Source organism: Amycolatopsis jejuensis (assembly GCF_000717335.1).
In the GTDB taxonomy this organism is placed as follows: Bacteria; Actinomycetota; Actinomycetes; order Mycobacteriales; family Pseudonocardiaceae; genus Amycolatopsis; species Amycolatopsis jejuensis.
Genome location: NZ_JNYZ01000003.1, coordinates 122,903 through 136,101, shown reverse-complemented (window position 1 = coordinate 136,101; position 13,199 = coordinate 122,903). Strand labels below are relative to the sequence as shown.

Here is a 13,199-nt window from a genome sequence, read left to right as displayed (position 1 = left end):
TCGAGGAGCGGAAAATGAGCAAGCTGGTGGTATTCGGCGCGACTGGGTTCGCGGGTAGCCGGATCACCGATGAGGCGGTGCGGCGCGGGCATTCCGTGACCGGCGTCGCGCGCAAGGCCGACGGGCTGCCGGACGACGTCGAGGCGCGGGCGGGGTCGATGCACGACACCGCGTTCGTCGACGAGGCGACCAAGGGCGCGGACGTGATCGTGGTGGCGACGCCGGGCCGGGCGGACGACGAAGGGCGCCGCCTGGTGGACGCGCTGCCTACGCTGGTCGACGCGGCCCGTGCGGCCGATGCGCGGCTGGCGATCGTGGGCGGCGCGGGTTCACTGCGCGTGAGCGACGACGGGCCGCGGCTGATCGACACTCCGGAATTCCCGGAGGAGTACAAGGAGGAGGCGGGCAGCCACGTCCTCGTCCTGGAGGCGATGCGTGAGCTTCCTTCGGACATCGACTGGTTCTACGTGAGCCCGGCGGCCGAGTTCGGTGCCTGGATCCCGGGCGAGCGCAGGGGCGAATTCCGGCTGGGCAGTGACGTGCTCGTCAGCGACGCCGACGGCCGTTCGCACATCAGCGGTGCTGACCTCGCCATTGCGTTCGTCGACGAGATCGAGACGCCGAAGCACTCGCGCGCCCGGTTCACCGTGGCGTACTGAGGATTCAGCCGGGCGAACCGGCGGTGCAGAAGAACTTCGTGGCGTGGGCCGGGTCGAGCGCGTTGGTGACCAGGTGCCACACGTTGAGGTCGTAGGCCTCGCCGACGTGTCCGACGGGATCGAACGGACAGGTGTCCTGGACGTATTCGTTCGTGACGCCCGGCTCACGCACGAAGGACGTTTCGGTGGGCGTGACGAGTTCGTCGAAGCGGGAAGTGATCACGGTGTAGCGCACGCCGGGCTGTGCGATGGGGCCGTTCGTGAGCGTCTGCACGGCGCTGCCGCCGGTGATCAGGTCGTCGCAGGCCGGGCAGCCGAGCGTGCGGAGGGCTTGGCCGACTGCGTCGCGTTCGGCTTGGCCCAGCAGGTACGCCAGCTTGGTCAGACCGGCGAAAGTGGTGCCGTGCGTTGGCGGTGCGATGGCCACCACGGAGCCGATCCGGTCTGCGATGCCCTGGGTTTTCGTGACGTACAGGGACTGGAATCCGCCCTCGGAGTGGCCGACCAGATCCACTTGCCGCGCCCCGGTTTGCGCGAGCACTTCACTCGTGAACTGCTTGATTTCCCTGGCCGAGTCGGCAATCGGGCGCAGCCCGCCGACCACGGGGAACTGCGGGTACGCGCCGTAGGTGCGGCTGAACGTGCAATACCCTTGCGCGGCAACGTGTTCCTGCAGGAAGTTCAAGTCCTCATCGGACGTTGCGCCGAGTCCGTGCAGGAAGACCACCGGCCGTGGATGGGCAGCGCTCGGGCGGCAGGACGGATCGTTGACCCCGCCGCTCGCGGCCTGGGCAGGAGTGGCGAACGCGGCAGTCAGCAGTGCCGCGGCGGCCAGTGCGATACGCAGCCTCATCGGAGATCTCCTTGACACTGGATACCCGCGGGTATTGGATACCTGAAGGTATTGAGTTGGCTCGGGCGGTGTCAAGCCCCGGATGAGGGAGAAGTCGATGAACGGCCGGACGCGGCCGACGCGGGCGGAGACCCGGCGGCGCATTCTCGACGCTGCCTTCACGGTGTTCGGGGACCAGGGCATTGCCGCCACGAAGCTGACCGAGGTGGCGGCCGCGGCCGGGCTCACGAAGGGTGCGGTCTACTCCAGTTTCGCGTCGAAGGACGAGCTGGTGCTCGCGTTGATGGAGGAGCACGCCGCGCATCGGCTGGAGGCGAGTCTCGCCGGGTTCGCCGAAGCGGACGACGGTGGTGCGGGCCTGGCGAACGTCGCCGCCGTGCTGATGCACGAAATGCGCACGGACGCGGTGTGGCACCGGCTGCTGGCCGAGTTCTTCGCGATGGCGCACCACGACGACCGGCGGCGGGACGCGTTGCGCCGACGCCGCCGGGAGGTCCGGGACACGATTGCGCGGGCACTCGATCGGCTCGCCGAGGGGCTGGACCTCGAACTTCCGTTGCCTGCTCAGGAATTCGCCGTGGTTTTGCTCGCGCTCAGCAACGGGTTGGCCGTGGAGGCCGACATCGACGACGAATCGGTGCCGGACGGTCTGCTGGCGCGCGTGCTCACGTTGATCGCCGGGGACGCGGTCGCGAAGGTCAGCGGCCTCGCAGCTCAGCCACCACCGGAGCAAACGTCTCCATCATCGGTTCGAAGACGGTGAAGTAGGAGAACCCGTACCGCTCCCGTCGATTTACCAGCTGTGCCACCATTTCGTCCACGGTGCCGAAGAGAAGCTGCGGCGCTTCAAGCACTTCGGCGATGCTTGCTGCGGTACGTTCCTCGGTCTCGGCATGCCATTGGGTGGCGGCCTCGCGTCGGTCATCGGTGACGACCACGCGCTGGATCAGCATGTTGTAGTTCACCTCGCGAGCACCGGCCAGCGTACGGAAATACGCGACCCGCTCGTCCAGCGCCTCGGCGTTGTCCAGCACGAACGTGCCCGGCGGGCGGCCGCGCTCCTGGCGCAGCCCGGCGAAACCGACGATGTCCGCCTGTTCCGCGGCAAGCCGCAGCACGCCGTCGCTGTTCCCCGCGATCAGCAACCGCGGCATCCCGCCCTCGTCGGCGACGCGGGTGCGCAACTCGGCCAAACCCTCGGTGAGATAAGCGATCCGGTCGGCGGCGTTGCGCCACGGCAGACCGGCGTCGTCGAACTCGTGCTTCATGTGGCCGGCGCCGAGGCCGAGTTCGAACCGGCCGTCGGTGAGTTTGTTGGTGGTGGCGACGTCACGGGCGAAGAGCGCGAGGTTGTAAAAGGGAACGTTGGACACCAGGGTGCCGACCTTCACCTGCTCGGTCACCGCGGCCGCAGCGGCGAGCGCGGGAAACGGCGCCGGTCGCCCAGGTCCGAGGTGGTCGGGCACGGTGAGGTGCTCGTACCCCAGTTCTTCGGCGCGGCGGCACTTCGCGGTCCAGTCAGTGCCGCTGGTCGGATGCCACAGGCTGACGCCGAACTCGAATTTCCCCATGCCGTGACGCTAGCGAGACACGAACGGGTGGCGCATCTCCTTTCGCCACCGGCGGACACCCGAATATGGCGTTGGGTGCATGCGACGCACCGAATGCCACATTGGGTGCGTAGGGTGCAGCGAATGTGGCGTTGGGTGCATCTGACGCACCCAATGTGGCATTGGGGTCGTGGTGTACCGGTTTTGTCGTACCCCGTCGTTACCGTCGCAGGCATGGTGTTGTCGATCGAAGAACGGGAACAGTTTCTCGCCGAGCCGCACATCGGTGCGCTGTCCGTGGCCGAGCGGCCCGACCGGGCGCCGCTCACAGTGCCCATGTGGTACCAGTACGCGCCGGGCGGTGAGCTGTGGGTGCTCACGCAGCCGGGGTCGCGCAAAGCTAAGGCGATCGAGGCGGCCGGGCGGTTCAGCCTGATGGTGCAACGGGTCTCGCCCACGGTGCGGTACGTGTCGGTGGAGGGCCCGGTGATCCGCACGCGGCCGGGCAGCCACGAGCTGTCGTGGGAAATGGCGGCGCGGTACCTGCCTGCCGACAAGGTCGCGGGTTACGTCGAGTACGAGCGCACACAGATCGGGGAGCAGATCGCGATCCACCTGCGGCCGGAGAGGTGGTTGTCCGCCGATATGGGATCCGTGTGACTCGTGGGTGTTTATCCCGGCTGGAACCGGCATAAACACCCACGAGTCAGCTTCAGGCGGCGCCGTCGAAAAGGGAGGTGACCGAACCGTCCTCGAAGACCTGCTGGATTGCTTCCGCGAGCATCGGTGCGATGGACAGCACCGTGAGGCCGGGGAAGCGTTTCTCGTCCGGGATTGGGAGGGAGTTCGTTACGATCACTTCGCGGGCCTTGCACTGCGAGAGCCGCTCGGTGGCCGGGTCGGAGAGGATGCCGTGCGTGGTGGCGATCACCACGTCGGCGGCGCCCTCCTCGAGCAGGGCTTCGGTGGCCTTCACGATGGTGCCGCCGGTGTCGATCATGTCGTCGATCAGTACGCACAGCTTGCCTTCGACCTTGCCGACCACGCGGTTGGCCACGGCCTGGTTCGGCTTGTCCGGGTCACGCGTCTTGTGGATGAACGCGATCGGGCGGTCGCCGAGCTGCTGCGCCCACTTCTCGGCCAGCCGCACGCGGCCCGAGTCGGGGGAGACCACCGTGATGTCGGCGTTGCCGTAGGTGGCCTTGATGTGGTCGGCGAGCACCGACTGCGCCATCAGGTGGTCCACCGGGCCGTCGAAGAAGCCCTGGATCTGCGCGGTGTGCAGGTCGACAGTCATGATCCGGTCGGCGCCCGCGGTCTTGAACAGGTCCGCGATGAGCCGTGCCGAGATCGGCTCGCGGCCCTTGTGCTTCTTGTCCTGGCGCGCGTACGGATAGAACGGCATGACCACGGTGATCCGCTTGGCGCTCGCGCGCTTGAGCGCGTCCACCATGATCAGCTGCTCCATCACGTACTCGTTGATGGGCGTGGTGTGTGCCTGGATCACGAACGCGTCGGTACCGCGCACCGACTCCTCGAACCGCACGAACAGCTCGCCGTTCGCGAAGGTGTGCGCGGTCTGCGGGGTGATCGTCACGTTGAGGTGCTTGGCGACCTCTTCCGCGAGCTCGTGGTGCGCACGTCCGGAGAAGAGCATCAGGTTCTTCTTCGGCGTACCTTGCTTCGGACTCATGCTGGCGACTCCCCGTCGGTTCCTGCTGCTGACTCGGACACAACGGTGTCCTGCTGCTGGGCGGCAAGGGCAGCTTCCGCCGCCTCCGCCGCGGGCGTTCCCGGCCTGCGCCGGACCGCCCAGCCTTCGATGGTGCGCTGGGGGCCGGCCGACAGCGCCAGTCCGCCCGGCGGGACGTCGTCGCGGATCACCGCACCGGCTCCACTGTAAGCGCCGTCCCCGATCCGCACCGGCGCGACCAGCGTGTTGTCCGCGCCGAGGCGTACGTGCGACCCGACGTACGTGTGGTGCTTGCGCACCCCGTCGTAGTTCACGAACACGCTGGAGCAGCCGATGTTGCTGTGATCGCCGACAGTTGCGTCGCCGACGTAGGTCAGATGCGGCACCTTGGTGCCGACGCCGATGTCCGCATTCTTCGTCTCCACGAACGCACCCAGCTTGCCCTTGGCGCCGAGCTTGGTGCCCGGGCGAAGGTACGTGTACGGGCCGACGTTCACGCCGTCGCCCAGCTCTGAATCCGAAGCGTGCACGCGGACCACCGAAGCTCCAGCGCCGATGCGGACGTCGGTGAGCGTGGTGTCGGGGCCGACCACGGCGCCTTCGCCGACCGAGGTGTGGCCCTTGAGCTGGGTGTTCGGCTCGATCAGAACGTCGGGGGCGAGGGTGACGTCCGCCTCGATCCACGTGGTGTTCGGATCGGTGACCGTGACGCCTTCGCGCTGCCAGCGGCGCACGATGCGGCGGTTGTACTCCGCGCCGAGCACGGAAAGCTGCACGCGATCGTTCACGCCCTCGGTGACCCACGGGTCGTCGACCACCAGCGCGCCGACGCCCTTGCCGTCCTCGCGGGCGATGCCGAGGACGTCGGTGAGGTAAAGCTCACCCTGCGCGTTGTTCGTGGACAGCCGGGACAGGCCGTCGGTGAGCACCGCCGCGTCGAACGCGTACACGCCCGAGTTGATCTCGGTGATCGCCAGCTGCTCGGGGGTGGCGTCCTTGTGCTCGACGATCGCGGCGACCGAGCCGTCGGCGTCGCGGACGATGCGGCCGTAGCCCGCCGGGTCGGCGACCTGGGCAGTGAGCACGGTGACTGCATTGCCCGCTTTGCCGTGTTCGGCAAGCAAAGCGGCCATGGTCTCGGTGTCCAGCAGCGGCACGTCGCCATACGTGACGACCACGGTGCCGGTGAGTCCTTCGGGCAGTTCGTGCAGCGCGCACGACACGGCGTGCCCGGTGCCCTTCTGCTCCTCCTGCACCGCAGTGGTGACCTCGCGGCCGAGCACACCGGCGACCCGGTCGAGCTCGGTGCGCACGGCGTCGCGGCCGTGCCCGATCACGACTACCAGGTGCTGCGGCGAAAGCCCGGCGGCCGCGCGCACGGCGTGTTCCACCAGCGGCCTTCCGGCAATCGGGTGCAGCACTTTCGGTGTGGAGGAACGCATGCGGGTGCCCTCACCCGCGGCGAGGATCAGCGTGCTCAGCGGGCCGCTCACGAGACTCCCAACGATTCACCGATGCGGTCGACGTCAGGCAACGATCCTACGTGGGGTCCTCGGAGCTCCACGCGGGGTCGGTCGGGGCGGGTTCACCGGGCCAGCCGCCCGCCCCGTCACCGGCCATCGAGTTGGCCGATGCGACCTGGTTGCCGCCGTCGCGTTTCGCCTGGTACATCGCCGCATCTGCGCGGGCGAGCACCTGTTCGGCCCGCTCCTGCGGACGCAGCGAAACCAGCCCGATGGACAGCGTGACGCCGTGCGAAAGGTGATGCGGCAGCGACGCGACGGACTTGGCCGCGCGGCCGAGCGCCATCTTCGCCGCGGAAGCGGGCGCGCCGGGCAGCAGCACGATGAACTCGTCACCGCCGTAGCGCGCCACCACGTCGTCGCCGCGCAATGCGTCGCGCAGCGTGCTCGCGACGACACGCAACACGTTGTCGCCCTCGGCATGCGACTGCTTGTCGTTGACGCCCTTGAAGCCGTCGAGGTCGACCAGCGCGACCGCAAGCGGTTGCGCATCCGCCGACGACGCCAGCGAGCGCAGCCGTTCGTCGAGCGCGCGGCGGTTCGGGAGACCGGTGAGCGGATCCTGCAACGCCTGCTGGGTCATCGCGCCGTGCTCGGCCGACAGCCGTTCATGCTCGCGACGCGCGTTCAGCGTGGCGATCTGCGATTCGCGCAGCGTCCACATTTCCGTTTCCAGCGCCGTGGCGTAGTCGATCAGCGACGGGCTCGCGGCTTCCGGATCGAGCCGCGCCAGCTCGCGGGCGACGGTGAGCCGCATCGACGGCTGCGAGACGTCCGCGGCCAGCATGTCGCGGGTGTCCGCCAGCACCTGCAGTGCCTCGTCGCGGCGGCCTGCCTGGTCGAGGCAGCGGGCCAGGGCAATGGCGACCAGCTCCTGCTCGTGCGGGAAGTGGTGGCCGAGGTGCATGCTCTGCAAGCGTTCGACGTGTTCGGCGGCCGGGTTGTGCAGCGCGAGCGCGGCGGCGAGCACGCCGACCTGGTCGACCGCGGAGACGCCGGTCCGGCGCGGGAACAGCGATTCGGCGAACGGTCCCTCGGCGGCCACCGCCATCGACGCGGCGGTGCGGAACTTCTCGGCCGACTCGTCGTACTGCTCGATACGCTCGAGCCGCAGCCCCCAGCCGAGCAGCATCTTGACCCGGTTTATCAGCTGCAGGGTGATCTCGTGCGGGCTCGCGCTTTCCCGGATCGCCTGGTGCGCGCGGCCGATCACCTCCTCGGCGGCCTCGTAGACGCCGAGCTGGTTGAGCACGATCCAGCAGTCGATGAGCGCCATCGACTGCATCCGGTTCCAGTTGCGTATGCCGACCTGGCGGTCCGGGATCGTGGAGTCGTCGAGGATCGCGAGCGCGCGGGCGATCTCGGTGAGCGCGGCGTCCTCCTGCGCGGCGAGCACGAGACGGCGGCCGCGCAGCGCGTGCGCGTCGGCGCGCAGCAGCGAAAGGCCGTGCCGGCGGGTGTGCGCGAGCATCTCGTCGAGCCGCGGTTCGGCCTCGGCGGCCAGCCCGCGGGTGACCAGCCGGGAGAACGCGGACGCGCGCAGCAGCTGGGCGACGAGCGTGGGTTCCCCGCGGCGCAGCGTTTCCTCGAGCAGCTCGTCCATGATCGCGACGATCTCGAGCTGGCTTTCGTGGTTCTGGCGCTGGACGGCCGCGATGAGTTCCCGCGCGCGACCGACCAGCCACGCGTCGGACATCTCGACAAGGGTCGGGCGACGGGCACCCGCGGGGTCACTCGCTTCCTCGCTCAGCCGCCCCCACTCCCATCGCCTCACCGGATGTGCAGCTCCGCCGCCAGGATTCGAACCTGAACTGTCAGAACCAAAATCTGAAGTGCTGCCGATTACACTACGGCGGATCGGACCTGGTCAGGATAGCGATGATCGTGGGCACGGGTCGCAGGAGGGGGAGGCGTGCGCCACAGCGCCGCCGCGGGTACCTGGGAATCGGACTTTTCGGGCCTCCACAGGGCCCGGAACCTGCTGTACCGTAACTTACGACTCCGTAGGTAAGGGCACCCTTTGTCAGGGGTTGTGAGAGGAAAGAAGTGAGCGCATGACGGCCACCCTCGACCGTTCCCAGTCAGCAGGCGACCCGCCGAAGGGTCCCAAGCCGATCATCGAAGGACAGCGTTCGGTCGGGGTCCAGCTGTCGGTGTACTTCGGCGTGCTGCTGCCGATCGTCGCGCTGCTGGTCGCCGTGCCGTTCGCCTGGGGGTGGGGGCTGACCTGGCTGGACGTCGTGCTGTTCGTCGTGTTCTACGGCATCAGCGGGCTCGGCATCACGGTCGCGTACCACCGGTACTTCACGCACGGTTCGTTCAAGGCCAAGCCGTGGCTGCGGGTCGTGATGGCGATCGCCGGCAGCGTCGCGTTGCAGGGCCCGGTGATCACCTGGGTGGCCGACCACCGGCGGCACCACGCATTCTCCGACCGCGACGGCGACCCGCATTCGCCGTGGGCGTACGGCACGTCGCCGCTGGCCATCGCGAAGGGCTTCTGGCATGCGCACATGGGCTGGCTGTTCGAGCGCGACAAGAGCAACCAGGGGCGGTTCGCCCCGGACCTGGTGAAGGACCCGGCCATCCGCAAGGTCGACGACCTGTTCTGGCTCTGGTCCCTGGTGAGCCTGTTCCTGCCGGCGCTGCTGGGCGGCTTGATCTCGTGGTCGGTGTGGGGCGCGGTGACGGCGTTCTTCTGGGCCGGGCTCGTGCGGGTCTGCGTGCTGCACCACGTGACCTGGTCGGTGAACTCGATCTGCCACATGATCGGCGAGCGCCCGTTCGCCGCCCGCGACCGCTCGGCGAACTTCTGGCCACTGGCGATCTTCTCCTTCGGGGAGTCGTGGCACAACCTCCACCACGCCGACCCGACCTCGGCCCGGCACGGCGTGAAACGCGGCCAGATCGACATGTCGGCGCGGCTGATCTGGATCTTCGAGAAGTTCGGCTGGGTGCACGACGTGCGCTGGCCGACCCCGCAGCGGCTGGCCCGCATCGCGGCGGACGGCGAGTAAGCACCCACCACGACTACGCTCCTGCCAATGGCGGGGAGACGACGGGCCAAGCGAGAGGCAGCGGTCGCCGGAACGCGTCCGGCGACGGCGGTCGCCCGAGTGCGGATGACCGGCAGCGAGCGCAGGCAGCAGCTGTTGAACGTGGCGCGGGCGCTGTTCGCCGAGAAGGGGTTCGACGGCACGTCGGTCGAGGAGATCGCGGCGCGGGCGAACGTGTCCAAACCGGTGGTCTACGAGCATTTCGGGGGCAAGGAAGGCATTTACGCCGTCGTCGTGGACCGCGAGACCCAGCTCCTGCTCGACCGAATGGTGTCGACTCTGCACGGCGGGCACCCGCGAGTGATGCTGGAGCAGGCGGCGGTCGCGTTGCTCAGTTACGTCGAGGATTCGCACGACGGGTTCCGCATTCTGGTTCGCGATTCGCCAGTGGCCAGTTCCACGGGCACGTTTTCGACGGTGCTGAATGACATTGCCAGCCAGGTCGAGCACATTCTCGCGCAGCAGTTTGCTGCCCGGGGGTATGAGGAGAAGCTGTCGGCGCTTTACGCGCAGGCGCTGGTCGGGATGGTCGCGCTCACGGGGCAGTGGTGGCTGGACGCGCGTAAGCCGAAGCGGGACGAGGTGGCCGCGCATCTGGTGAATCTTGCCTGGAATGGCTTGTCCCACTTGGAGAACAAGCCCCGGTTGCTCGGCTGAACCTCAACCGTGGCTCAGATCCACGATGCAGAACAGGTTGCCGTCCGGGTCGGCGAGGACCACGAAGTCCGGGTCCGGCGGGTACAGCTCCCACTCGACCCGCTTCGCGCCCAGCCGGACGAGCCGCTCTGCCTCGATCCGCTGCTCGTCCGCGGTGTCCACCACCAGGTCAAGCTGCAGCCGCGGGTGTGGTTCGGCGGGTGACTCGCTCGGCATCAGGCACAGCGCGCGCCCGCCACCGGGATACTCGAGCGTGCGCCACTCGGCGCCCGCCCATTCCGCTGATTCGACGAGCCCGAGCGCTTCGGTCCAGAACCGCACTGCCCGCTCGACGTCCGTGACTCCGACGACCGGGTATCCGAGTCGCAGCATCAGGTCAGGTCTCCCCGGGTGTGCAGGTCGTCGAGGATCAGCCGGACGGTGGCCGACACTCGATCCCGGTCGGCGTGCGTGAGCCAGCTGATCGCCGCGATTTCGCTGCTCGGTGCCAGTTCGCCTGCATAATCGGCGGTGTAGCACGTCATCCGCACCACGACACCGTCCGCGCGGCCGTGCGCCTGCGCCTCCCATACCCCCGCCGGTCGCGCGGTTTCCGGATCCAGCCGTACGCTCAGCTCCTCGCCGATCTCGCGGACCAGCGTATCGACGTCCGTCTCGCCTTCCTCGCGCTTCCCGCCGGGCAGGTACCACGTGTCCTTGCCCGCCGAGCGCGCGGCGAGGAGCCGCCCGTCGACGACGTGCAGCCAGGCGACTTTGTCGATCACGTCCGCCACCCTACCGCCGCGCCCGCCGGTCCAGGTCCGCGAGCAGCACGCGCAACAGCCCGGCCAGTTGTTCCCGCTCGTCCGGCGTCAGCGCGGAGACGAGGGTTTCCTCGTGCTCCAGCAGATCCCCGACGGTTCGCTCGATCAAGGCGTGCCCCGCGGCGGTGAGCTCCACGTACACCGTGCGACGGTCCGAAGTGGACTTCGACCGTCGCACATGACCGTCACGCTCGGCGCGGGCGGTCTGCTGGGAAATCGCGCCGGGGCTGACCCGGCAGCGCTTCGCGAGCTCGCCCGCGGTGAGCCGGTACGGCGGCCCGGCGCGGCGCAGGGTGCTCAGCAACGTGCGGGTTGACGCGTCCATGCCCAGCGCCAGCATGGTCGCGCGCCGGTCGTCTTCCAGCAGCTTCGCGATGTGCCAGATCCGCGTGATCACGCCGATCGACGACACCGGCGTGCCCGGCCGTTCCCGCTGCCACGCCCGCTGGATTTCGTCGACCTCGTCGCTTGACGGGTTTTCCCCGGCGCCGGTAACGTCGTCCACGGGGATACTTTAGCAGTAAAGGATGTGGTGATGAACCGGGAAATCGTGGTGACCGGGGGTAGTGCCGGAATCGGGTACGCGATTGCGGCGGCGTTTGTCCGCGAGGGGGATCGGGTCACCGTCACCGGGCGCCGGGAAAGCGTGCTCACCGAAGCGGCGGCGTTGCTTGGCGCGCGGGCCGTGAGTTTCGACGCGGGAGATCCCGAGGCGGTCGAGGCGGCTTGCGCGCAGTTGCCGGATCGAGTCGACGTGCTGGTCAACAATGCTGGTGGGAACACCGATTTCGAGCGGGAAGACGGCGCGGATCTGAAGGCGCTGGAAACTGCTTGGCTGGCCAACCTGCGGGCCAATTTGTTCACCGCCGCGCTGGTCACTGCCGGGCTTCGGGATCGGCTGGCTGACCAGGGCCGGGTCGTCACGATCGGGTCGATTGCGGCGCGCACCGGCGCGGGTTCGTACGGCTGGTCCAAGGCCGCGCTGGAACTGTGGAATGCCGAGGTAGCCCGTGAATTCGGACCGCGCGGGATCACCGCGAACATCGTCGCGCCCGGGCTGGTCGTGGACACCGAATTCTTCCACGGAAAGCTCACCGCGGAACGGCAGGAAACGTTGATCGGGAACACGATGACGAAACGCGCCGGCCGTCCGGAAGACATTGCCGAGGTGGTGCGGTTCCTGGCGTCTCCGGAGGCCGGGCACGTCACCGGTCAGGTGCTCCACGTGAACGGTGGTGCGTATGTCAGCCGGGGGTGACGCGCAGCAGCTTGTCATTGCTGCCATTGGAAGTCGTCACGTACAGCGAACCGTCCGGGGCACTTCGGACTGCGCGTAACCGGCCGAACTTGTCGTCGAATTCCGTCGGCAGCGTGACATTCGTGACCTTCGCATTGGCGTCGAGGTGCAGCAGCAGGAGCTTCTGCCCCTTCAACGCCACCACGGCCAGCGCGCCCTCGTTCGGACCCCACTGCTTCCCGGTGAGGAATGCGTCACCGCTGGTCGCCTCGGTGATCGAGCCGGAAGTCCACAGTGGACTCACCGCGTCCGGGAACCGTTTCGTGTCGGTCATCGGCACGCTCTCGTCGTAGCTGGTGCCGGTGCCGCCCTTCGACGGGTCCCAGCCGTAGTTTCCGCCTGCCTGCAGCAGGTTCACCTCGTCGTCGAACGTCGGCCCGTGCTCGGACGTGACCACCTGACCGGTACCCGGCCGGATCGCGACGCCCTGCACATTCCGGTGCCCGTAGGTGTAAATCCGCCGCTCGTTCGGGTCCGCGGACGCGAGGAAGGGGTTGCCGGGCAACGGTTCCCCGGTTTTCGCGTTGATCCGCAGCACCTTGCCGCCAAGGCTGTGCCGGTCCTGCGCCACCGACGCCCGCGCGGTGTCGCCGGTGCCGACCAGCAGCGCGCCGTCCGGAGCCAGCGTCGGACGGCAGCCGGAATGCCGTCCGCTCGGGTTCACCGGAAGGCCGGTGAGCAGGTCACGGACCTTGGTCGCGGCGGCCCCGTCGTCCGCGAGCCGCCAGGTGACCAGCCGGACGTCCACCGCCTGGCGGTTCTCCTGATGCGTCTGGCAGGTGGTGAACTCGCGCGACGACGCGAAGTCCGCGGCCAGGACCATGCCCATCAGACCGCCTTCGCCCTGCACGAGCACGTCGGAGAAATCGGCGCGGACGTCGGTGACCCGGCCGTTGTGGACCAGCGCGAGCTTGCCGGGGCGCTGCGGTACGAGCAGGGAACCATCGGGCAGGAAGCCGACATCCCAGCCGTGTTCGAGGCCGTGCGCGACCTCCTGCACGACGAACCGGTGTGGCGACGGTGCGGCCGGGGCCGGGGTGGAGCAGGCACTCACAGCCAGGGCGAGGACCGACGCGAGCAGAGCGACGTGGCGCATACGTCCAGCATGCCT

Annotated in this window: 15 protein-coding genes and 1 tRNA gene; 6 read left to right on the top strand and 10 right to left on the bottom strand. The window is 68.5% G+C overall.

The window, feature by feature from the left end; translation table 11 throughout:
* Positions 1-14: 14 nt before the first annotated feature.
* Complete coding sequence (locus OO71_RS03635; RefSeq protein ID WP_033288158.1) at positions 15-659, top strand: NAD(P)-dependent oxidoreductase; 645 nt, start codon at positions 15-17, stop codon at positions 657-659.
* 4 nt (positions 660-663) lie between these two features.
* Here the strand turns inward: OO71_RS03635 and OO71_RS03630 are convergent, their stop codons facing one another.
* Complete coding sequence (locus tag OO71_RS03630) at positions 664-1,512, bottom strand: esterase/lipase family protein (protein ID WP_051790972.1); 849 nt, start codon at positions 1,510-1,512, stop codon at positions 664-666.
* Between the two features lie 97 nt (positions 1,513-1,609).
* Between OO71_RS03630 and OO71_RS03625 the strand changes: the two genes are divergently transcribed.
* Positions 1,610-2,275, top strand: coding sequence for a TetR/AcrR family transcriptional regulator (locus OO71_RS03625; protein ID WP_033288156.1), 666 nt, complete (start codon positions 1,610-1,612; stop codon positions 2,273-2,275).
* On the opposite strand, the gene OO71_RS03620 is transcribed toward OO71_RS03625, so the two are convergent.
* Positions 2,211-3,083, bottom strand: a complete 873-nt coding sequence (locus OO71_RS03620) for a TIGR03621 family F420-dependent LLM class oxidoreductase (RefSeq protein WP_033288155.1) — start codon at positions 3,081-3,083, stop codon at positions 2,211-2,213. The genes OO71_RS03625 and OO71_RS03620 overlap by 65 nt on opposite strands.
* A 213-nt stretch (positions 3,084-3,296) precedes the next feature.
* On the opposite strand from OO71_RS03620, the gene OO71_RS03615 reads away from it, so the two are divergent.
* Positions 3,297-3,722, top strand: a complete 426-nt coding sequence (locus OO71_RS03615) for a pyridoxamine 5'-phosphate oxidase family protein (RefSeq protein ID WP_033288154.1) — start codon at positions 3,297-3,299, stop codon at positions 3,720-3,722.
* Between the two features lie 52 nt (positions 3,723-3,774).
* On the opposite strand, the gene OO71_RS03610 is transcribed toward OO71_RS03615, so the two are convergent.
* The 4 genes from OO71_RS03610 to OO71_RS03595 form a co-directional block, all read right to left on the bottom strand.
* On the bottom strand, positions 3,775-4,755 hold the full coding sequence (locus tag OO71_RS03610; protein ID WP_033288153.1) for a ribose-phosphate diphosphokinase: 981 nt from the start codon (positions 4,753-4,755) through the stop codon (positions 3,775-3,777).
* The gene (gene glmU / locus OO71_RS03605) at positions 4,752-6,248 is read right to left on the bottom strand and encodes a bifunctional UDP-N-acetylglucosamine diphosphorylase/glucosamine-1-phosphate N-acetyltransferase GlmU (protein WP_033288152.1); all 1,497 of its coding nucleotides are present in this window, start codon (positions 6,246-6,248) and stop codon (positions 4,752-4,754) included. The genes OO71_RS03610 and glmU overlap by 4 nt, the downstream gene beginning before the upstream one ends.
* 46 nt (positions 6,249-6,294) lie before the next feature.
* On the bottom strand, positions 6,295-7,974 hold the full coding sequence (locus OO71_RS03600) for a GGDEF domain-containing protein (protein ID WP_051790971.1): 1,680 nt from the start codon (positions 7,972-7,974) through the stop codon (positions 6,295-6,297).
* A gap of 89 nt (positions 7,975-8,063) precedes the next feature.
* A tRNA-Gln gene (locus OO71_RS03595) sits at positions 8,064-8,135 on the bottom strand.
* A gap of 197 nt (positions 8,136-8,332) precedes the next feature.
* On the opposite strand from OO71_RS03595, the gene OO71_RS03590 reads away from it, so the two are divergent.
* Together OO71_RS03590 and OO71_RS03585 are read left to right on the top strand one after the other, a co-directional pair.
* A complete protein-coding gene (locus OO71_RS03590) occupies positions 8,333-9,292 on the top strand; it encodes an acyl-CoA desaturase (protein WP_033288151.1) in 960 nt (319 codons plus the stop codon).
* Between the two features lie 105 nt (positions 9,293-9,397).
* On the top strand, positions 9,398-9,988 hold the full coding sequence (locus OO71_RS03585) for a TetR/AcrR family transcriptional regulator (RefSeq protein ID WP_033288150.1): 591 nt from the start codon (positions 9,398-9,400) through the stop codon (positions 9,986-9,988).
* 3 nt (positions 9,989-9,991) lie between these two features.
* Here OO71_RS03585 and OO71_RS03580 read toward each other — a convergent pair whose 3' ends face one another.
* Genes OO71_RS03580 through OO71_RS03570 form a run of 3 tightly spaced genes read right to left on the bottom strand, consistent with a single transcriptional unit; the run spans position 9,992 to position 11,296 of the window.
* On the bottom strand, positions 9,992-10,360 hold the full coding sequence (locus tag OO71_RS03580; protein WP_033288149.1) for a VOC family protein: 369 nt from the start codon (positions 10,358-10,360) through the stop codon (positions 9,992-9,994).
* On the bottom strand, positions 10,360-10,752 hold the full coding sequence (locus OO71_RS03575; RefSeq protein WP_211260433.1) for an NUDIX hydrolase: 393 nt from the start codon (positions 10,750-10,752) through the stop codon (positions 10,360-10,362). Before OO71_RS03575 ends, OO71_RS03580 begins: the two co-directional genes overlap by 1 nt.
* 10 nt (positions 10,753-10,762) lie before the next feature.
* On the bottom strand, positions 10,763-11,296 hold the full coding sequence (locus OO71_RS03570) for a MarR family winged helix-turn-helix transcriptional regulator (RefSeq protein ID WP_033288147.1): 534 nt from the start codon (positions 11,294-11,296) through the stop codon (positions 10,763-10,765).
* Between the two features lie 30 nt (positions 11,297-11,326).
* Here OO71_RS03570 and OO71_RS03565 point away from each other — a divergent pair, with 30 nt between their 5' ends.
* Positions 11,327-12,049, top strand: a complete 723-nt coding sequence (locus OO71_RS03565; RefSeq protein ID WP_033288146.1) for an SDR family NAD(P)-dependent oxidoreductase — start codon at positions 11,327-11,329, stop codon at positions 12,047-12,049.
* Here the strand turns inward: OO71_RS03565 and OO71_RS03560 are convergent.
* Positions 12,036-13,184 (bottom strand): PQQ-dependent sugar dehydrogenase, encoded by a 1,149-nt coding sequence (locus OO71_RS03560; RefSeq protein WP_033288145.1) that lies wholly within the window; start codon positions 13,182-13,184, stop codon positions 12,036-12,038. The two genes, OO71_RS03565 and OO71_RS03560, sit on opposite strands and share 14 nt — an antisense overlap.
* Positions 13,185-13,199 lie beyond the last annotated feature (15 nt).